This is a genomic window from Streptomyces sp. NBC_00435 (assembly GCF_036014235.1).
GTDB lineage: Bacteria > Actinomycetota > Actinomycetes > Streptomycetales > Streptomycetaceae > Streptomyces.
Genome location: NZ_CP107924.1, coordinates 370,425 through 390,263, shown reverse-complemented (window position 1 = coordinate 390,263; position 19,839 = coordinate 370,425). Strand labels below are relative to the sequence as shown.

The 19,839-nt window shown below is 73.2% G+C and carries 18 protein-coding genes and 1 pseudogene; 4 read left to right on the top strand and 15 right to left on the bottom strand.

Annotation, left to right across the window (positions count from 1 at the left end; translation table 11 throughout):
- Window positions 1-50: 50 nt before the first annotated feature.
- Window positions 51-959, bottom strand: coding sequence for a GlxA family transcriptional regulator (locus tag OG389_RS01790; RefSeq protein WP_328303447.1), 909 nt, complete (start codon window positions 957-959; stop codon window positions 51-53).
- Window positions 960-1,098: 139 nt separating this feature from the next.
- On the opposite strand from OG389_RS01790, the gene OG389_RS01785 reads away from it, so the two are divergent.
- The 4 genes from OG389_RS01785 (at window position 1,099) to OG389_RS01770 (ending at window position 5,772) form a co-directional block, all read left to right on the top strand.
- Entirely contained in the window at window positions 1,099-1,761 is a 663-nt protein-coding gene (locus OG389_RS01785) for an MBL fold metallo-hydrolase (RefSeq protein ID WP_328296655.1), read from the top strand.
- Between the two features lie 99 nt (window positions 1,762-1,860).
- On the top strand, window positions 1,861-4,416 hold the full coding sequence (locus OG389_RS01780) for a discoidin domain-containing protein (protein WP_328296654.1): 2,556 nt from the start codon (window positions 1,861-1,863) through the stop codon (window positions 4,414-4,416).
- A 300-nt stretch (window positions 4,417-4,716) separates the two neighbouring features.
- Window positions 4,717-5,151, top strand: a complete 435-nt coding sequence (locus tag OG389_RS01775; protein ID WP_328296653.1) for a MarR family winged helix-turn-helix transcriptional regulator — start codon at window positions 4,717-4,719, stop codon at window positions 5,149-5,151.
- Window positions 5,152-5,196: 45 nt separating this feature from the next.
- Entirely contained in the window at window positions 5,197-5,772 is a 576-nt protein-coding gene (locus OG389_RS01770) for a hydrolase (RefSeq protein WP_328296652.1), read from the top strand.
- Between the two features lie 314 nt (window positions 5,773-6,086).
- On the opposite strand, the gene OG389_RS01765 is transcribed toward OG389_RS01770, so the two are convergent.
- The 14 genes and pseudogenes from OG389_RS01765 to OG389_RS01700 all read right to left on the bottom strand — a co-directional run bounded on the left by OG389_RS01765 (window position 6,087) and on the right by OG389_RS01700 (window position 19,820).
- A complete protein-coding gene (locus OG389_RS01765) occupies window positions 6,087-7,343 on the bottom strand; it encodes a cytochrome P450 (protein WP_328296651.1) in 1,257 nt (418 codons plus the stop codon).
- Between the two features lie 11 nt (window positions 7,344-7,354).
- A complete protein-coding gene (locus OG389_RS01760; protein ID WP_328296650.1) occupies window positions 7,355-7,927 on the bottom strand; it encodes a carboxymuconolactone decarboxylase family protein in 573 nt (190 codons plus the stop codon).
- A gap of 4 nt (window positions 7,928-7,931) precedes the next feature.
- A complete protein-coding gene (locus OG389_RS01755) occupies window positions 7,932-8,927 on the bottom strand; it encodes a 3-oxoacyl-ACP synthase III family protein (protein ID WP_328296649.1) in 996 nt (331 codons plus the stop codon).
- A 36-nt stretch (window positions 8,928-8,963) separates the two neighbouring features.
- Window positions 8,964-10,202 carry a beta-ketoacyl-[acyl-carrier-protein] synthase family protein gene (locus tag OG389_RS01750; RefSeq protein WP_328296648.1) on the bottom strand — a complete coding sequence of 413 codons (1,239 nt, stop codon included), beginning with the start codon at window positions 10,200-10,202 and terminating at the stop codon, window positions 8,964-8,966.
- A complete protein-coding gene (locus OG389_RS01745; RefSeq protein WP_328296647.1) occupies window positions 10,199-10,447 on the bottom strand; it encodes a phosphopantetheine-binding protein in 249 nt (82 codons plus the stop codon). The genes OG389_RS01750 and OG389_RS01745 overlap by 4 nt, the downstream gene beginning before the upstream one ends.
- An 88-nt stretch (window positions 10,448-10,535) precedes the next feature.
- Complete coding sequence (locus tag OG389_RS01740; protein ID WP_328296646.1) at window positions 10,536-11,585, bottom strand: beta-ketoacyl-ACP synthase 3; 1,050 nt, start codon at window positions 11,583-11,585, stop codon at window positions 10,536-10,538.
- A 475-nt stretch (window positions 11,586-12,060) separates the two neighbouring features.
- Window positions 12,061-12,384: a putative quinol monooxygenase gene (locus tag OG389_RS01735; RefSeq protein WP_328296645.1), complete on the bottom strand. Its 324-nt coding sequence runs from the start codon at window positions 12,382-12,384 to the stop codon at window positions 12,061-12,063.
- Window positions 12,385-12,532: 148 nt separating this feature from the next.
- Window positions 12,533-13,657 carry a hypothetical protein gene (locus OG389_RS01730; RefSeq protein WP_328296644.1) on the bottom strand — a complete coding sequence of 375 codons (1,125 nt, stop codon included), beginning with the start codon at window positions 13,655-13,657 and terminating at the stop codon, window positions 12,533-12,535.
- 101 nt (window positions 13,658-13,758) lie between these two features.
- Window positions 13,759-14,487: a TetR/AcrR family transcriptional regulator gene (locus OG389_RS01725; protein WP_328296643.1), complete on the bottom strand. Its 729-nt coding sequence runs from the start codon at window positions 14,485-14,487 to the stop codon at window positions 13,759-13,761.
- A gap of 254 nt (window positions 14,488-14,741) precedes the next feature.
- Window positions 14,742-15,405 (bottom strand): annotated as a pseudogene (locus tag OG389_RS01720) (family 1 glycosylhydrolase); the annotation flags it as partial.
- Window positions 15,406-15,763: 358 nt separating this feature from the next.
- Window positions 15,764-16,414 carry a DJ-1/PfpI family protein gene (locus tag OG389_RS01715; protein ID WP_328296642.1) on the bottom strand — a complete coding sequence of 217 codons (651 nt, stop codon included), beginning with the start codon at window positions 16,412-16,414 and terminating at the stop codon, window positions 15,764-15,766.
- A 66-nt stretch (window positions 16,415-16,480) separates the two neighbouring features.
- Complete coding sequence (locus OG389_RS01710; RefSeq protein ID WP_328296641.1) at window positions 16,481-17,131, bottom strand: helix-turn-helix transcriptional regulator; 651 nt, start codon at window positions 17,129-17,131, stop codon at window positions 16,481-16,483.
- A gap of 46 nt (window positions 17,132-17,177) precedes the next feature.
- Entirely contained in the window at window positions 17,178-19,076 is a 1,899-nt protein-coding gene (locus tag OG389_RS01705) for a M6 family metalloprotease domain-containing protein (RefSeq protein ID WP_328296640.1), read from the bottom strand.
- Between the two features lie 123 nt (window positions 19,077-19,199).
- Window positions 19,200-19,820 carry a response regulator transcription factor gene (locus OG389_RS01700; RefSeq protein WP_328296639.1) on the bottom strand — a complete coding sequence of 207 codons (621 nt, stop codon included), beginning with the start codon at window positions 19,818-19,820 and terminating at the stop codon, window positions 19,200-19,202.
- Window positions 19,821-19,839 lie beyond the last annotated feature (19 nt).

Below are 19,839 nucleotides of genomic sequence, written 5' to 3'. Positions count from 1 at the left end.
GGAGGACCCGCCGCGCCGGGACCCGGTACCGCGGGCCCGGCCGACAGGCCCTAAGGCGCGCTCGTGAACGAGCGGCGGTAGGAGCGCGGCGGCACTCCCCGGCGCCGTACGAACTGTTCGCGCAGGACGGCCGCGCTCCCGTACCCGACCCGGCGGGCGATCTCCTCGACGGGCAGGTCGGTGGTCTCCAGGAGTTCCTCGGCTCCGCTCAGCCGGAGGTTGCGGAGCCAGGCGTGCGGGGTGGTACCAGTCGCGGCGGTGAAACGGCGGGCGAAGGAACGCTTGCTCATCACGGCGCGCTCGGCCAGTTCCGCGACGGGAAGCGGCTCGTGGAGGTGCTCGCGGGCCCAGGCGAGCACCCCGGCGAGGCGCTCGTCCTCGCAGTCCCCGGGAACGGGGGCGGCCAGGTACTGGGCCTGCCCGCCCTCGCGGTGGGAGGGCAGCACCATGTCCCTGGCGACGGCGTTGGCCATCGCGGCCCCGTGTTCCCGCCTCAGCAGGTGCAGGCACAGGTCGAAGCCCGCGGCGGCCCCCGCGCCCGTGATGATCCGCCCTTCGTCGATGTACAGGGCGTGCGGTTCGACGTCGACCTCCGGGTGGCGGTCGGCCAGCAGTCCGGCGAACCGCCAATGGGTGGTGGCCCGCCGCCCGTCGAGCAGCCCGGCCTCGGCGAGCGCGAACGTTCCGACGCAGTGGGCCGCGACCAGCGAGCCGCCCTCGTACGCGGACGACAGCGCGTCGAGCACTGCGGGACCGGGCGGGGTGCGGAAACCGGCCCCCGGCAGGGCGATCACCAGATCGGCGACGGCCAGCCGGTCGAGACCGTGCGCGATCGCGAGCGGTACTCCGGTGTCGGTGGGAACCGGTCCGGGCCGGTCGGCGCACAGGGCGAAGTCGAAGCCGGGCAGCCCCGCCCCGTGCGGGCCGAACACCTCGCTGACGATCCCGACGGCGAGCATGCCGGCGCCGGGCGGGACGTACGCGGCGACGGTCGTGAAGGGGGGCACGGAGGCAGTCTGCCACGCTTGGCACAAATCCCGCGATCACTGGCAGATGCGCCACTCGTACGCCTCCCGGCCGCGCGCGAGGATTGCGGACATGACGAACACGACGAACACCACGACGAACACCACGACGGACGGGACGGCGGGCAGCGCGACGGCCCGCGCCACGGACGCCCCGCTCGGCCGCGACGCCGTCTACAAGATCCTGACCACCGGCTACGTCGGCTCCACCGGCCCCGGTGTCGCCGCCACCGTCTCCTACGTGTCCGACGCCGGCCGGCACATCGTCTTCGACCCCGGCATGGTGGCGAGCCGCGAGGACATCCTCGGCCCGCTCGCGGAACTGGGGCTCGGCCCCGACGACATCACCGACGTGGTGCTCAGCCACCACCACCCGGACAACACCATGAACGCGGGGCTGTTCGGCCGGGCCCTGGTCCACGACCACAAGGTGGAGTACGCCGGCGACCAGTGGCGGAACCGGGACGCGGAGGGCTACGAACTCACCCCGTCGCTCCGGCTGATCCGCACTCCGGGGCACAGCCTCGAGGACATCACCCTGCTGGCCGGAACCGGCTCGGGCGTGGTCGCGTTCGCCGGTGACCTGTGGTGGCACGCGGACGGACCGGCCGACGACCCGGTGGCCCCGGACCGCGGGGTGCTGCGGGCGTCCCGGCTGCGGGTGCTGGCCGCTGCCGACCTGATCGTGCCCGGCCACGGCGGCGCGTTCGCGGCCAATGGCGACGTACCGCTGTAGCAGATGCGGTTTTGCGTCAACTCTCTCCTGGTTTAGGCGAGTTGTGGAAGCGTTGACCTATCTTCCATGGGGCATGCAGGTTCGCTCCAGGAGGTCAGATTGCAGTCCAGGCGCTTCCCCGCCTTACCCCGCGCGCTACGCCGCTCGCGCACGCTCATAGCCTTCGGCGTCGGCGCGTCCCTGATCGGCTTCACGCCGTGGCTCGGCGTCACGAGCTCGGCCGCGGCCGGCCGCGGACCGGAACCCCGGCCCGCACCCGTCCCCTTCGACCAGCAGACGGCGACGGGGTCGCCGCACCACGGCATCGTTCCGGCGAACGCCATGGAGCCCTCGGCCCCGGTCCTCGACCGGACCGGATGGACGGCCGCGGCGAGCGACGAGGAGACGGGCGGTGAGAGCGGCCGCGCGGCCAACGTCCTCGACGGTGACACCGGCACCCTCTGGCACAGCAAGTGGTCCGGCACCCCCACCCCGCTCCCGCACAGCATCACCCTGGACATGAAGCGCACGGCCGTCGTCTCGGCGCTCGTCTACACGCCCCGCACCAACGGGTCCAACGGTCGCGTCGGCGAGTACGGCATCAGCCTCAGTACGGACGGGCAGAACTGGGCGGCCCCGGTCGCCACCGGCACGCTCGCGGACGACGCGGGTGCCAAGACCCTCGGGTTCGCCCCGCAGGGAGCCCGCTTCGTACGTCTGACCGCGCTCACCGAGGCGGGCGGCCGCGGTCCCTGGAGCTCGGCCTCCGAGATCAACCTGCTGGGCGACCCCGGCACCCCCGCCGCCACCGTCGACCTGCCCCGGACCGGATGGACGGCCGCGGCGAGCGACGAGGAGACGGGCGGTGAGAGCGGCCGCGCGGCCAACGTCCTCGACGGTGACACCGGCACCCTCTGGCACAGCAAGTGGTCCGGGGGCACCCCCACCCCGCTCCCGCACGGCATCACCATCGACACGCACCGCACGACGGCGGTCTCCGCGCTCGTCTACCATCCCCGGTCGAGCGGACCCAACGGCCGGGCGGGCGCGTACACCGTCACCACCAGCGCCGACGGCACCGCCTTCGGCGCCCCGGTGGCCGCGGGCACCTGGCGGGACGACGACACCGTCAAGACCGCCACCTTCACCCGTACCGAGAACACCCGCTTCGTACGGCTCACCGTGACCACGGAGGCCGGCGCCCGGGGCCCGTGGACCTCGGCCGCCGAGATACGCCTGAGCGGACCGGCCAGCCCCGCCGTCCACGGGTCCTGGGGTCGGATCACCGGCTTCCCCCTGGTCCCCGTGGCCACCGCCGTCCTGCCGGGTGACAAGCTGCTGGCCTGGTCGGCGTACGCGCTGGACCGCTTCGGCGGCAGCAACGGCTACACCCAGACCGCGATCCTGGACCTGAAGACGGGCAAGGTCACCCAGCGCCGCATCGACAACACGGGGCACGACATGTTCTGCCCCGGCATAGCCATGCTGGCCGACGGCCGGGTGCTGGTCACCGGGGGCAGCAACGCGGAGAAGGCCAGCGTCTACGATCCGGCCACCGACGAGTGGTCCGCCACCACCAGCATGAACATCGCCCGCGGCTACCAGGCCATGACGCTGCTCTCCACCGGTGAGGCCTTCGTCCTGGGCGGATCCTGGAGCGGGCCCGCCGGGGACAAGGCCGGCGAGGTCTGGTCGCCGGACACCCGGACCTGGCGTCAGCTCACCGGCGTCTCCGCCGTCCCGGCGTCCACCGCCGACCCGGCCGGACCCTACCGGGCCGACAACCACATGTGGCTGCACGCCACTTCGGGCGGCAAGGTACTGCAACTGGGCCCGAGCAAGCAGATGAACTGGATCTCGACCAGCGGTACGGGCGGCATCACCTCCGCCGGCACCCGGGCCGACAGTGCCGACGCGATGACCGGCAACGCGGTCGCCTACGACATCGGAAAGCTCCTCACCCTGGGCGGTTCGCCCGCCTACGAGAAGACCCCCGCCACCCGGCGCGCGTACACCGTGAGCATCTCGGGCAGTCAGGTCGAGACCGCCCGTACCGGGGACATGGAGTACGCCCGCGCCTTCAGCAACAGTGTCGTCCTGCCCGACGGCAAGGTCGTGGTCTTCGGCGGGCAGGCCTATCCGGTGCCGTTCAGTGACGCGACCTCGGTGCTGACGCCCGAGCTGTGGGACCCGGCCACGGGTGTCTTCACCCCGCTCGCGACCATGGCCGTCCCGCGCAACTACCACAGCGTGGCCAACCTGTTGCCGGACGGCCGGATCTTCTCCGGCGGCGGGGGCCTGTGCGGAGACTGCGCGACCAACCACGCCGACGGGGCCGTCTTCACCCCGCCGTACCTGCTCAACGCGGACGGATCACCGAAGGCGCGCCCCGAGATCACCGGAGGAGTCCCCTCCAAGGCTGCCCCCGGCGCCTCGCTCACGGTGTCCACCCAGGCTCCGGTGGCTTCGTTCGTCCTGATGCGGGCGGCGGCCGCGACCCACTCCACCGACAACGACCAGCGCCGGGTACCCCTGGTGTCGGCGCCCGCGGGCGCGGGCGCGTACACGGTGTCCGTACCCGCCGACACGGGCGTGGTGCTCCCGGGCACCTACATGCTCTTCGCCCTCGACGCCCAGGGGGTGCCGAGCACGGGCCGTTTCATCACCGTCTCCTGACCCGGGAGCGCCGTCCGTTCCTCCGACCCTCGGGAGCCCCGCTCCCGAGGGTCGGAGGCAGTCCGCGAGGAACTGGGGCACGGCCGCGAACTGCCGTCCGTGGCGGCCGCACTGCGTTCCGTGCGGCTGGGGGAGGGCGTCCTGCAGCTGGTTGGAGTAGGACCCGTCCCGCGACTGGCTGCCCGAACCCGCCGAGACGGGCCCCGCCTTGGCGCACGGGGGCGGCGGGGCGGAACGACCCTGAGGAAGAATGCTAAGGCTAACTTGTCAGTCAACCTGTATGTCCCCTATCGTCGAGTCATGGACGCGGGACAGGAGCCTCAGGGCGTCGCCGAGGAGCTCCAGTTGGCGATCGGCCTGCTGGTGCGGCACATTCGGATGGCCTCCGCGGGAAGTGGCGTGAGTCTTTCGCGGACCTCGGTACTCAAACGCCTCGACCGTGACGGCCCCACCACGGTGACGGAGCTGGCCCAGGCCGAGATGATCCGCCCCCAGTCGCTGAACGCCACGGTGAGCGGCCTGCTGACCGCCGGCTACGTGGAGCGCACCGCGCACCCCACCGACGGCCGCCGCAAGGTGATCGCCCTGACGGAGCGGGGGCGCCGCTTCGTGCGCGAACGCAAGGAGGCGGGTCACGGACGCCTCGCCGACCTGATCGCCGACCGGCTCACGCCCGCCGAACAGCGGGTGGTGGCGCAGGCCGTCCCGCTGCTGCGGCGACTCGCGGAATCCTGACGTCCCGCCGTCCCGCCTTCCCACCGAGCAGAGGAAGAGACACCCATGACCGGCCTGACCCTCGGCAACGACACCGCCCTGGTCCTCATCGACCTGCAGAGCGGCATCCTGGCCCTGCCCACCACCCGCCCCTCCGGTGACGTGCTCAAGCGGGGCATCGCCCTCGCCGAGGCCTTCCGCGCCAGGAAGCTGCCCGTGGTCCTGGTCAAGGTCGCCTGGTCGCCGGACGGCGGGGACCTGCCGACCACCGAAGTCGACAGGCCCGGCCCGGCCGCGGCCCCGCCCGCGGCGTTCTCCGAGATCCCCGCCGAACTCGCCGCCCTCGCCGACGTCACCGTCACCAAGCGGCACTGGGGAGCCTTCACCGGCACCGAGCTCGACCTCCAGCTCCGCCGGCGCGGCATCCACCGCATCGTCCTTGCCGGCATCTCCACCAGCGTCGGCGTGGAGTCCACCGCCCGTACCGCCTGGGAGAACAGCTACCAGCTGGTCTTCGCCGAGGACGCCACCGCCGACACCGACCCGGAGTCCCACGCCCACAGCTTCGGCAAGATCTTCCCCCGCATCGGCAAGGTCACCACCACCGACGAGATCATCGAGACCCTCGGCGCACAGCCGTAGGGGACAGGGGCGGCGCAGCTGCCCGCGGGCGCGCCCTGCCCGCGCCCCCGCCGGGCGGTAACGGACCGGGCCCAACGGCCGCGGTGAACAAAAGCGTTGTGCGCTGCCGCGCATGATCCCGCCACCCGTCCCGGTGGCCGCATCCTCGAACTCGGCACGGGCGTGGGCGAGGCACGACGGAAGGTCGGGCGGCCGGCGCCGTCGGCGAGCCGGACGGCGGCGTCAGGGTGTGGCGCGCCGGGCGAGCGCGTTCGGGGCGCGGAGGTCCGGGCCGCGTTGGAACGGGCACGCGGACCGGATGGGACGGACCCCCGTCACCAGGTGACGGGCAGTTCCCGCAGGCCGTAGACGATCGTGTCCCGCTGGAACACCAGCCGCTCCTCGGGCAGGGCCAGGCGCAGGTCCGGCAGTCTGCGCAGTACGGTCTCCAGCACGATCTGGAGCTCGACGCGCGCCAGCGTGTGGCCCAGGCACTGGTGCACCCCGTGCCCGAAGGCCACGTGCCGGCGCGCGTCCCGCGTCACGTCCAGTTCGGCGGGGCAGGACGCGGGCGCTTCGGGTGCCTGCGGCCCGAAGAGTTCCGGCTGGCGGTTGGCGGTGGACAGCATGCAGATCACCCCGTCGCCGGCCCGGATCTCGGCTCCGCCGAGCGTGACGTCCGCGGTGGCCGCGCGGCCCAGGCCGAGGTGGATGATGGTCAGGTAGCGCAGGAGTTCCTCCACCGCCCCCGGGATCAGCGCCGGGTCGGCCCGCAGCAGGGCGGCCTGGTCCGGGCGGCGGAGCAGGGCCAGCACGCTGAGCGCGGCCATGTTGGTGGTGCTCTCGTGCCCGGTGATCAGGAGCATGAAGCCGAGCGAGGCCGTTTCCTGAGCCGTCAGGTCGGGCCGGACGGCGAGCCGGCTGAGGATGTCGTCCCCGGGTGCCTCCCACTTCCGCTCGGCCAGCGCGGCAAGGTACCCCATCAGCTCCCGGTGGGCCGCCGCGGCCCCGCCGGGATCGGTGGTGTTGTCGAGCATGGTCCGGCTGAGCGACTGGAACAGCGCGTGATCCTCGTACGGGACCCCCAGCATCAGGCAGATGACCAGCGACGGGACGGGCAGTGCGAAGTCGGCGACGAGGTCGGCGGTCCGACGGCCGTTCGCCGTCATCGCGTCGACCGCGTTCTCCACCACCTCCGCGATGGCCGGACGCAGTTCCTGGACCCGGCGGGTCAGGAAGTCCCGGGCGACCATCCGGCGCAGCCGGGCGTGCTCCGGGTCGTCCATGCGGATGAAACTCGGCTGCGCGGTGGCCAGTTGGCGCTGGCCCGCCGAGAGGAAGGGGAAGCCGTGGGTGCGGGCGTCGGCGCTGAAGCGGGCGTCGGCGAGGACTGCCCGCACCTCCTGGTAGCCGGTCACGAGCCAGCAGGGCGAGCCGTCCGGGAGCTCGGCGCGGCTGACCGGAGCCCCGGCGGCGGCCTGCGTGTAACCGGGCGGCGGGTCGTAGGGGCAGGAACCGTACGCGGCGGGCAGCGGGAGCGGGCCCGGAGTGGGGATCGCGGCGGATCCGGCGGCGGTAGTGGTCAGGGTCATGGTGGCGGGTCTCATCCGGAGGGGGTCGGGCCGCTGTCGGGCGGGGTGCGGAGGGCGTCGAGCGCGGCGCACATGGTGGCGCACTGCCCGGCGAGGATCAGGAGCTCGATGAGCTGGTCGGGGCGCAGCCCGCCCGCGAGCCGGTCCCACAGCGGCTGGGGCAGAGGCTGACCGGCCGCGAGCGCGTCGGCGGCTTCCAGCAGGGCCAGATCGACCGTGTCCCAGGGGTGTTCCCCGAGTGCGACGGCGGTGGCCGCCACCTCCCGGGGATCCAGGCCGGCCTCGGCTGCGACCGCTCGGTGGCGGTCGTACACGAAGGAGCCGCCGCGCCGGTACGCGGTGCGCAGGACGACCAGCTCCCGCTGGCGATGCGTCAGCGTGCCCTCGTGGGTCAGGACCCGGGCGAGGGTGAGCCAGGCGTGCGCGAGCCCCGGGTGGTGGGCGAGGGTGCCGAAGAGGTTCACCCGGCCGGGACCGTCCTTGGCGGATCCGGCGAGCAGTTCGCGCAGCGCGGGCGTCCACTGCTCGGGGGGAAGCGGCGGGATGCGTACCGGGCGCGGTTCCAGCGGGTCGGTGGCGGTCATCGCGTCACCACCGGCAGACGACGACACCGGCGCTCGCGCCGCTCGCGAACCCGAACATGCCCACCAGGTCCCCCGGATGGAGCCGGTCCGAGCGCAGCGCGGTGGCCAGTTGCAACGGGATGGTGTTCGTGGCGACGTTGCCGTGTGCCGGGAAGGTGGACAGGATCCGCGCCGGGTCCACCCCCACCCAGCCGCACGCCACCCGGGTGAAGGGCACCGAGGGCTGGTGCACGCAGACGAGGTCGAAGTCCTCGACGCTCACCCCCATCTCGCGCACCGCCGCGCGCACCTTCGCCGGCATTCCGTCGAAGGAGGCCACGAGTTGCGCCGAGTCGATCTCCAGCTGTCCCATCCGACGGTGGTTCGCGTACGGGTTGGGCAGCGTCGCGGCCTGCCAGCCCCAGGAGTTGGCGAAGAACCGGCTACCGAGGATCCCAGGCCTCCCGCTCGCGGCGACCAGCACGGCCGAGCCCATGTCCCCGGTGCTCAGGCTCGGCAGGGCACTCAGTACCTCGTCCGGATCCGTGACGTTCCACCGGCTCTCGCGGGTGCTGACCTCGGCACTGGTGATCAGCACCCGCCGGTACTGCCCGGTGCGGACGAAGGCATCGGCCACCTCCAGCGCGTTGAGCACCCCGTTGCAGGCGTTCTTCAGGTCGAACACCGGGCATTCCAGACCGAGTTTGGCCGCCACCACATGAGCGGTCGCAGGCTCCTCCATATCGGCGAGGATGCCGGCGTACAGCAGCAGGTCCACCTCCCCCGTGCGGGTCCCGCTCTCCTCCAGCAGGCTCCGGGCCGCGTGCACCGCCAGGTCGGAGGGCTGTTCCTCGGGCGGGGCCACCGTGCGATGGGCCAGCCCGTACATGTGCTGGAGTACGCCCCGGGACATCGGGATGCCGGGACTGCCCGCCCGGAAGCGGTCCTCGACCGCGGCGACGCTCTGGCGCTCCTCCGGTACGTGGACGGTGGCGTGGACGACGGCACTGTGAAGGGCCAAGGGTACGAAGCCTTCTGCTGGTGTGGGGGGCGGTGGTCAGGGCGCGGTCAGGACGAGCACCACGTTGTGCCCGCCGAAGCCGAACGAGTGGCTGACGGCGGCGGTGACCCGCTGCTCACGCACAGCGCCGGTGACGGCGTCGATCGGGTAACAGCAGCCGTCCGCCGCAAGGTTGGCGATCGGCGCGACGCGGGAGTCCCGAATCGTCAGCGCGGTGAGCGCGGCCTCCACGGCCCCTGCCGCGCCGAGGGTGTGGCCGAGCACCCCCTTGGCGGCGGTCACACTGGGCCCGTGCGGCAGTACGCGGGCGATGAGTTCGGCCTCGGTGTGGTCGTTGAGCGGTGTGGAGGTGCCGTGGGCGTTGACGTGGTCGACGTCCGCGGGGGCCAGCCCGGCCTGCGCGAGCGCCGTACGGAGCGCCGCTTCGGCATGCTCCCCGCCGGGGGACGGCGCCGTCGGGTGGTGCGCGTCCGAGGTGAGGCCGGCTCCGGCGAGGTGCGCGTAGCCGCGCCGCCCCCGGGCCGCCGCGTCCGCGGTCCGCTCCAGTACGAGTACGGCCGCTCCCTCGGCGATGACGAAGCCGTCGCGGTCCGCGGCGAACGGCCGCGAGGCCAGGCCGGGTTGGTCCACCCGGCCGGACAGCGCCCCCATCCGGGCGAAGCCGGTGGTGACCACGGGGGTCACGGCGGCCTCCGCGCCGCCCGCCACCGCGATGTCACAGGCTCCGGAGAGCAGCAGGTCGCGGGCCACGGCCAGGGCGGTGGCCCCGGAGGCGCAGGCGGTCTCGGTGGCCAGGGAGGGGCCGTGGGCGCCGAGGTCGGCGGACACCTCGCCGGCGGCCATGTTGGAGATCAGCATGGGGACGAGGGAGGGTGATACCAGATCGGGTCCGCCCTGGTGGTGGCGGAGGGTCTGGGTCTCCAGATGGGCGGCCCCGGCCAGTCCCGATCCGATCACCACGGCGACGCGCGCGCCGTCCCAGGTGGTCGGGTCGAGACCCGCGTCGGCCACCGCCTCCCGGGCGGCCAGGACCGCGAGCTGGGTGAAGCGACCCATGCGCCAGGCCTTGCCGCCGCCGATGCGTCCCTGTCCGGGGTCCATGGCGGGGATCCGGCACGAGAAGTCGACCGGGCAGTCCTTCAGTTCGGGATCGGTGGCCGCCATGGAGCGGCCCTGCCGTACGCCCGCCCAGGTGGCCTCGCGGCCGACGCCGGCCGGGGTGATCATCCCCAGGCCGGTGACGGTGACGGCGCCGCGGTGCTGACCAGCCGTCACCGGGCGTCCTGTGCGGTCCGCTTGGAGTGCAGCACCGCCACGAGCTCGGCGATGGTGGTGCGCTTGGCGGCCTCGTGCTCCTCGACCTTGACGCCGAGCTCCTCCTGGAGGGCGAGGGCGAGCTCGGCGAGGGCGAGGGAGTCGAGGTCGAGGCTTTCGAGGGTGGCGCCGGGCAGGACGCTCTCGGGGGCGACCTCGAACTTCTCGGTGAGCACGGTGGTGACGACGGTCTGGACAGGGGGCATGGCGGTACGTCCTTCCGGGACGGGTGGGGATGGGGGAAGGGGGGAAGGGGCGGGGCAGGGGTAGGGGGAGGAGGCCGGGGGAGGGGCCTCAGGGTGCCGGGTCGATGCCGGGTACCGCCCGGTCGAGCCGCGGCCAGAGCAAGGCCGCCGAACCCCAGGTGAGCCCGGCGCCGAAGGTGGTCAGCAAGACCCGTTCCCCGGCGTGGAGTTCACCGCGCGAAGCGGCATCGGCCAGAGCGATCGGGATGGACGCCGCGCCGGTGTTGCCGACCCGGTCGATATTGGTCACCCGGCGGGGCCCGGGTACCGGCACGCGCTCCGCGACGGCGCTCACGATGCGGGCGTTGGCCTGGTGGGCGCAGAAGCGGTCCACGTCCTCGGGCGACCAGCCCGCGTGCTTCAGCACGGTCTGCGAGGACTGGGTCATCCGGGTCACGGCGTGCTGGAACACCTCGTGGCCCCGCATGCGGAAGTGCCGGTCGGCCGGGCCGTAGGCCTCGGGAGCCGAACGCTCCCGGGCACCTCCGCCGCGCACCTCGATCAGCTCGTCGCCCGAGCCGTCACTGCCGAGGTCGAAGGCCAGGACGGACCCGGGCTCCCCGAGGCTGCCCCGGCGCAGCACCACCGCTCCGGCGCCGTCTCCGAAGACGATTCCTGCCGAGCGGTCCGCGGGGTCCAGGAGGGTGGAGTACACGTCGGCCGCCACGAGCAGGACCCGGTCCGCGCAGCCGGACAGCAGCGCACCGGCGGCCGTGGCCAGTCCGTACAGGAACCCGCTGCAGGCGGCGCTCACGTCCCAGGCCGCGGCGCCGCCGAGTCCGAGCCGGGTGGCCAGTTGCGGAGCCATGGCGGGCATCGGCCGGTCCGGAGTGGAGGTCGCCACGAGCACGGTGTCCACGGGTGCGCCACCCGCCACGGCCAGGGCCCGGCGTCCGGCTTCCAGGGCGAGCTCACCTGTGGAGACCCCGGGCGCGGCCCGGCGCCGCTCCCGGATCCCGGTACGGCGGTGCACCCAGGCGTCGTCGACGCCCCACGCCGAGGGCAGTGCGGAGTTGGGGACCGCGCAGGCCGGGACGTACCCGGCGATGCCCTCCAGTACCGCGGCGGGCGGCGCGGGCCGGGTGGCCGGGGGTGTCAACTGGTCTTCTGTGCAAGGCAAGGGGGAAGTCACGCCGTCTCTCAGGAGGGATCTCGGGGGAGCGGCACGACTGTAGGGGGCGTCAAGATCACGGCGGGCGCGGAGGCGGGGCAGAACGGATGTGCTGAGCGCCCGGATCGGTGTCATCCCCGCAGCTCAGGGGGTGTGTAGGAAGAAACGTTACGGCCGCTGGGCCATCGGGGTATCGCCCCAAAGGCTGAACCCGGTACGGCTGTCCAGGCGCCCTGCTGACGTCCGGGATCAGGCAGTCGGCGGGACGCGGCAGGACGCGGCAGCCTTCGTCCGGTGTATCAACCGGGTCGGCGGGCCGGGGGCAACGGTGTACGGGGACGGATGTTGTTGAACGTGTTGCGCACCACCGCCACCAGGACGGCTCGGACGGGGATCGCGGCCCGGTCCGCGCGGGCCGTCCGGGCTGCCCGGCGAGCGGGACCGGGCAGCCAGGGGGCGACGGTCAGTCGACCTGCAGCTCGCCCATCCGGCTCCAGCCGGTAGCGCCCTCGATGGTGGTGCTCACGATCTCGGGCGTACGGGTGACCAGGGGGCGCATGGTCTCCAGGGCGGCGCGGAAGTGGTCGGAGGTGACGTGGGCCTCCGCCGCGTCGTCCTGGAACGCCTCGACCAGGACGTAGGTGTCGGGCTCCTCCAGGCTGCGGGACCACTCGAACCACAGGTTGCCGGCTTCGGCGCGGGTGGCCCGGGTGAACTCCGCGACCCTCTCGGGCCACTGGTCGACGTACTCGGGCCGGACGGGGAATTTGACCACGATGAAGATCATTCGAACAGTGTAGGCACGAGGCGAGAACCCGGGGGCTCACCCCGGGTCCGGGTCGAGCCCCCGGGATCCAGGGGCGGGCCCAGGGATCCCGGGCCGGGTGCGGGACCGGTACACCGACCGGCCCCGGCTCGTCGGGCAGGGCGCGGTGTCAGCCCTTGCCGGGTTCCGGCGGCGCCTCGGGAGAGTCGGTCGCGGCGGGGTACGCGGCCGCGACGAGGCTCGCCGCGAGGTCCTCCTTGCGGATCCGCTGGTCCACGTAGAGCAGGGTGAGGGCCAGCTGCGGATAGGTGAACTGGAACAGCGAGCCGATCGTGCCGCCGAGCAGCAGGGAGCCCGTGTACACCGCGAATCCGAAGACCATCGCCCCGATGTCCGGGGTGGTGTCGCCCGTCGCGGGCAGACTCGGGAAGAGCGCGAACATGCCGACGAAGCCGAACGGCAGCTGGATCACGTAGCCCACGGCACTCGCCACGAGGTACGCGAGCATCGTGATGCCGAACACGCGCCACCAGCCGTCCCTGATCAGTCGGGACGAGCGCCGCAGCGCCGCGACCGGGCCGAGCCCTTCGATCACCGCGGCGGCGGGAGCGAGGCTGAACCGGATGGCGAGCCAGACCGATACGGGCACGCAGACCAGGACGCCCAGGAAGAGCAGGGCAATGCCACCCGGCGCCGGACCGGAGCTGTCCGAGGCGGCGATGAGCAGCGGGATGCCGATCGCGTAGAGCAGGAGGAGCGGCCCGCCCGCCATCAGCCCGGTCAGGAGCAGGGCGCCGAGCACCGACGGCAGCCGGGACCAGGAGCGGCGCAACAGGGCGCCGAAGGTCGCGGGGCGGCCGAGCACGGCCTCCTGCACGACCGCGGGGCACAGGGCGGCGACCAGCGCCATGCCCACGGTCATCGCGACGAACAGGACCACCCCGGCCGGCAGGAGGGCCAGCAGCAGGGCGACCACGTCCGCGCTGCGTGGGCTTTCCCCGGACCGGAGGTCGAAGACGGCCGAGAACCGGCTGGATGCCGCCAGGACGGTGATGCCGGCCACGACGGCCACGAGCACGATCGCGATGCCCTGCACCAGGAGCATGATGCCGATCAGGGGCTTCCAGTACTTGCGGAAGGTCGCGAAGGCCCCGCCGACCACCTCGCCCGGGCCGAGCGGCTTGAGCGGTATGACGCCCGGCTGCGGCGCGGGCGGCGGCATCCAGCCGCCGCCCCACTGCGGTCCGGGCCGTTCCGGGTGCGGGTACTGTCCCCACCCCGTGTTGTGCGACATCGTTGTGTCCCCCTCGAATGGAGGGACACGGTAACCCGCACGGGCGCGCCGTGCCGCAACGGGCCCCGGGATCACCGGCTTGAGCGCCGCGGACGAAGGGCTCAGCCGGTGTTCCCGTCCGTGGGGACCGTGAGTCCGATGCTCTCGGCCGCCACCGCGACGGCGTAGTCGAAGAACGCGGCCTCGTCCCTGACGCTGTCGTGGGTACGGCTGAACACCTGGAACACCAGGAGCCCGATCAGGCCGCTCCACAGGACGATGCCGCGCTCGATGAGGTCCGGGAACGGCTCCCCGGGCACGCCGCCGAAGGCCTCCACGGCCGCGGGCAGCAGCAGCGGAGGACCGGGCACCGCCCGCCGGGGCGGGGCGAGTTCGCCGCCCTCCAGCGCCGCGCGGATGATGCCGGCGAGGACCCCGGGCGTGCGCGAGGCGGGCAGGACGGTGTCCTGCGGGGCGTGGTAGCCGGGGACGGGTGAACCGTAGATCAGCGTGAACTCCGCGGTGTTGCCGAAGGACCACTGCCGCAGCGCGCGGGTGACCGCGAGGAGCCGGGCACCCGCCGATGCGCCCGAGCCGGCGGCGACCTCGTCGGCCCGCTCCATCGCCTCCCCGGACGCGTTGTAGGCGTCGATGACCAGAGCGGTCAGCAGTTCGTCCCGGTGTGGGAAGACGGCTTCGACTTCGGTGCGGGACAGGCCGCTGTCGCGCGCCACGGCCTCCAGGGACAGCCCGCCGCCGCCCAGCTCCACCAGCCGCGCACGCGCGGTGTCCTTGATCACTTCCGCCGGCGGCAGGTTGCCGGAGGTCGAACTCGTTACGGAAACGTCCATGCCGAAACGGTACCCGGCGGCGCCGACGGCCGCGGGAGCAGGCTCTCCAGCTCCCGGCCCGCCTCCGGTCGGCGATCGTGCGGGGCTCCGGGCGCGCCAAGTCGGCTACGTTCCCATGGAGTTCAGTGCAAGGCCGGGTACGGGCGACCGGGCGTCATGTCCAGGGTGTTGAGTCGGAGGACTTGTCGGCGAAGCCTGCTGACGATCTATCTGTCCCACCCGTACGACCGCTCGAAGTTGTCGAGCAGGGATCAGTGGAAGTAGCCGGGTACGTCCACCCCGTCGGCGATCGCCCGGTGTACGGCGCCGAGTTGTGCGTGGACGTAGGCGGCGCGCTCCGGGTCGTGGGCGGTACCGTCCGGGCCGACCTCGTCCTCGTAGGCCGCTCCGTTCTCGCCGACGACGAGCGGCAGCCCCGGACAGCGGGCGGCGGTCCGGGTCAGCCGTGGCCGTCGTCCCGGACGAAGGCCCCGTCGGTCGGGTGCGCGGTGTCCGCGAACAGGTCCGCGGGGTAGGCGCCGTCCAGCATCGGGCCCAGCCGGATCCGGTTGCCCACGGCGTCGATGCGCCGGGCCGCGTCTGCGCCCTCGGGCGACGGGCTCAGCGGGCGGACCTCGTGGAGGTCGAGGGAGACCGCGAGCCGGCCGCCCCGGGCGGTGCGGCCCGCAGGGCCTGGACGGCGGGACCGTGAGCGAGGTCGAGGTGGTGGGTCGCGCGCAGGGCGGCGACCGGGTCGGTCCGGCCGGGTGTGTGGACACCTGACGCGTAGCCGAGGAACGCGCTGCACCAGGGCTCGTTGAGCGTGGTCCAGCGCTCCACCCGGTCCCCGAGGGCCCCGGCCAGCAGCCCCGCGTACTCGACGAACCGCTCGGCGGTCGCGCGCTCCGGCCGGCCACGCGTGGCCCGAACCCCCGCCGGCGATCGGCTGACGCGGGTAGACCGCGCGGGCTTGAATGGCGCGATGGCCACGTCGACACCCCCGACACGCCCCGCCGCCCCGGAGCTGATCGCGGGGGAGCACCGCGCTGGACGCAGTCCTGGAGCGGCTGCGGGCCCGGGCCGTGAGGTCAGCGGCCCCCTGCGGTGGGCCGGCGGTGCCTACCCGGACAACACCCGGGTCCTGCGCGGCACCTACCCGCTCGCCTGGCGCCCGTACTCGCAACCGGTGGACCAGCGAGAGGAGTTCCGGTGCCTCGCCGTGTTCGTCACACCGGACCCGGGGCGGCCCCCGCCGGAGCGCGAGGCCCAGCCGGCAGCCGCCCGGTGCCGCGGTGGTTCAGGAGGTCTTGTGGGCCGGTGCGCCGGCGACCAGCTCCTGGGCTCGCGCCTTGACCGCCGACGTGGCCTTGCCGGTCGCTCCGCTGTCGAAGGGGGGCCGGGGGTCGTACTCGATGAGGAGCTGGACGGCCTCCGCCGTGGTCCGGTCCTCGAGGCGGGCAGCGAGCTCCAGTGCCATGTCGATGCCCGACGAGACTCCGGCCGCGGTGACGACCTTGCCCTGGAAGACCACCCGCTGACCGGTGGGGGTGGCCCCGAAGGACGCCAGCCGGTCGATCGAGTTCCAGTGTGTCGTGGCCCGCAGGCCGTCGAGGATTCCGGCGGCGCCGAGCAGCAGGGCTCCGGTGCACACGGAGGCCGTCCACCGGGTGGTCGGGTGCACCGCGCGCAGCCAGCGCACGTACGGGGAGGACGGAACGGCGAGGGCGCGGGAGCCGGGGCCGCCCGGTACGACCACGATGTCGCACGAGCCGATGTCGCCCAGCGCGGCGTCGGCGGTGATCCGCAGGGCGCCGCTGTCGGCGGGTACCGGGCCCGGCCTCTCGGCGGCGAAGAGCACCTCCACGCCGGGCAGGAAGCGGAGCACCTCGTACGGGCCGATGGCGTCGAGCGCCGTGTAGCCGGGGAAGAGCGGGAAGACGATGCGCATGGGCTGATGCCTTTCCTCGGAGGGCGACCGGATCCCCGTCCTCCCGCCGGCCAGTCTTCCCGCCGGTCAGTCCGCGCGCAGCTCGGCCGCGCACAGGTCCGGGCCCACGAAGGGGAGCAGCCGCGCCGTGGTCCCGCTGGATTCGAGCAGTCCGTCCAGGACTCCCTGGTGGACGGCGCACACGACCTCGGGCCGGGAGCGGGCCAGCTCGCGGTACGGGCAGTCGTGCAGCAGCACCCGCCGGGTACCGGGGCCGGGCCCCGGTTCGTCCCGGGGGGCGAAGCCCATCCGGGCGGCCACGGCGAAGACCTGCTCCGCCGCCGGCCCGTGCCCGGCCAGTCGCCGTCCCCAGCCGCGTCCGGCCTCGCGGGAGGCGCCGGGGCCTCCACCCACCGCCTCGGCCAGGGCTTCGGCCAGCTCCCGGAAAGGGGACTCCGCCGGCCGTTGCGCCGGATCGGCGCGGGTGGGCGCGTACCGCAGCCGCGGCCGGCCCCGGCCCTGTCCGGCCGAGGCGGTGGCCGCGACCAGGCCCGCCTCGGCCAGAGCGGCGAGATGGTGGCGGACGGTGGCCACCGAAAGCCCCGTGGCGGCGGCCATGTCATCCACGCCCAGCAGGCCGTCCGCCTCCCGCAGCAGGGTCATCAGACGCCGACGCGACGGAACGGCCAGGGCGTGGTGGACCCGCTGGGCATCCACACCACGGGGCGTTTCGGTCATGGCTCCAATATAAACGAGAGCCATCGATTCAAAGGAAGGTGACGCCTCAGGTGCCCGTCCGGACGGCGAGAGACCACCTCTGCAGCACCCCGGCGGCCGAAGCGACCGCATCGGTGATCCGCAGCTTCCAGCTGCCCGGCACCGCGTCGCCGATCAGCGGCGCGAGCAGGGAGGGCGGTCGGGAGTCCAGCGTCACGCGAAGGTTCTTGGTGTCGCCGCCCGTGCGGTTGTGGATCACGGCCCGGCGGCCGCTCGGCGCCATCAGGACCACGCGCAGATCGCCGATGCGGGGGTGCTCGATGTCGATCGTCACGGCCAGGTCCCGGACCGTGCCCTCGCCCTGGAGGACGATCTCGTCGGTCAGACCGCCGACGTCGTCCTCGGGGATGGTGGCTCCGGGCGCCGACGCGCCGGTGACCAGCGTGCCCGCGACGCCCTGCTCGCCCGTGCGGAAGGTGAGCACCTCACCGGGGGCGGAGATGCCGGAGATGGTCAGACCGGACTCGGTGCCGTCCCACCACAGGGACGCGGGGCGGCTGCCGTGCGAGACGGCGGTGCCCAGCGTGGGTCCGTAGAGGTCGGCGCCGTCGCCCTGGTTCCGGTTGGTCTCCAGGTCCAGGTGGCCGTCGGCCTGCAGCAGCGCGCACTGGTAGTGGTTGACCCGGGTGCCGCTCTGGAACTCGTTCGATCCCTTGACGTCGCAGTGGTAGACCGCGAGCCCGCTGGAGGTCAGGAGGGAGTCGAAGCCCAGCCGGCTGCGGTTCTCGACGAGGTAGTACTCGACGTTCCTGCGCTGCGGGTTCTGGTAGATCAGGGCCTTGTCGTACTCCCCCTGCCGCGCCTCGTAGACCCCGGGCCGGGAGATGTCGACATCGTGCGTCCAGCCCACGAGACGGCGGAGGTAGACACAGACCGCGGACGGCAGGAAGCCGTCGCCCAGGTTGTTGCCGGCGGCCATCGTGCAGTAGGTGCCCAGCCCCGCACTGGAGAAGTCGTCACCCTCGCGCTCGGCCGTTCCGTAGTCGTAGAGGTCCGGCCACCTGCACAGCAGGTGGCCGCTCTCGTGGCAGAAGGTGCCGATGCTCAGGTCGGCCGCCGTGTCGCCGATGCTCGTGACGGTGTAGAAGTCCGTCCGCACGCCGTCGATCTGTGCGGGGAAGCGGGAGTTGTGCGGCCAGAGATCCTCCCGGAACTCCGTCGGGCCCGCGTACATGATGCAGATGGAGTCGACGACACCGCGCCCGAGGGAGTCGAACCGGGCGAAGTCCACGCCGGCGTCGATCGCCGCCTGCAGCGCCTCCGGTACGAGCTTGCCCCGGTTCGCCTTGAGCCCGTACGCGAGGCGGGGCCTGCTCAAACGGAGCGGGCCGACCACGGTATTGGTGAACCGGAGCCTGTCCGTCGACATGGTGCGGAAGAATTCCTTGACGGAGCAACTGTTGCCGTTCGCGGTGAAATGGGGGCTGTTCAGCAGGGCGGAGACGTCGTCGACGGTCACCTGCGTGGGCGTGTCCGGGAAGTCGACGAGGATCGTGAGGCCCTGGATGTCGCCCTGGGTGAGGGCGAAGCCGGGCAGCAGACCCTTCTCGGGGCCGAAGGTCAGCAGCGTGTCCGGGTCGGTGCCGGCCCGCTCCTCCTCCGGGACCATCTCCATCAACCGGTCCTTCACCACGTCCCTCCGGTAGACCTGCCCTTCCCGCAGGTGCCGGGGCAGCCCCTCGGGCGGGGGATCGGAGATGCGCCTCCCGCTGGAGACGAACCGGCGCCCGGCTCCGCCGCTGTCGGCCTCGGCGTAGCAGTAGCAGCCCCGGGTTTCGTCGTAGACGACCGAGTAGCCGTCGACCGTCTCGTACCGCGCGTACTTGTCGTCGCCGAAGGCGACGAGCTGGACGTCGCCGCCTTCTTCCTGGGTGAGGGTGAGGGTGTCGCCGAAGATGCCGCTCATCGCGAAGCGCCTCCCGGAGTAGGGCACACGAGGGCTGTCTCCCCCAGTGTCGGGTGCGCCGGGGGACCCGCACAGGGCAGAAGAACCCACGTCGGACGGGGCAGTGTTACCCCGGTGCTCCGCTCAGGACGTCGCCGGGATGAGGTCGTGGGTGATGGCGAAGCGCGTCAGGTCCGCCCGCCGCCGGGAGCCGATCTTGTCGCGGAGCCGGTCCAGGTGCGAGTGCACGGTGTGCTCGCTGATGCCCAGGCGCAGGGCGATGCCGTGGTCGGTCTCCCCGTGCGCGACGAGCTCGAGGATCTGCCGCTCGCGGTCCGTGACGTGGCAGCCCGGCGCGGCCTCCGGGTCGGGCCCCACGGCGAGGTCCGCGGAGACGTACGAGCAGCCGCCGGCGACCAGCCTGATCGCGGCCAGCAGCTCACGCCGGTCGGCCCGGCGGCTCAGGCAGCCGCGGGCTCCGGCCCGCAGGACCGCCGGCGTCCATTGCCGCGGGCCGGAGGAGAGCACCAGGACAGCGGCGCCGGACGCGGCCAGCCGGCCCACCACCTGCGACAGGCACGCGGACGACAGCTGGAGGTCGACGAGCACCACGTCGCCGGGCTCCAGCGAGGCCGCCGCCTCGTCGACCGAACCGGTGTCGAGGACGAGCCGCAGGCCCTCGGCCGCCCCGACCGCATGGGCGACGCCGTGGCGCAGCAGCGGGCAGTCGCCGAGGACGGTGACCCGTCTCGCGTCCGCACTCATGCGCGCCTCGTTCCCGCGC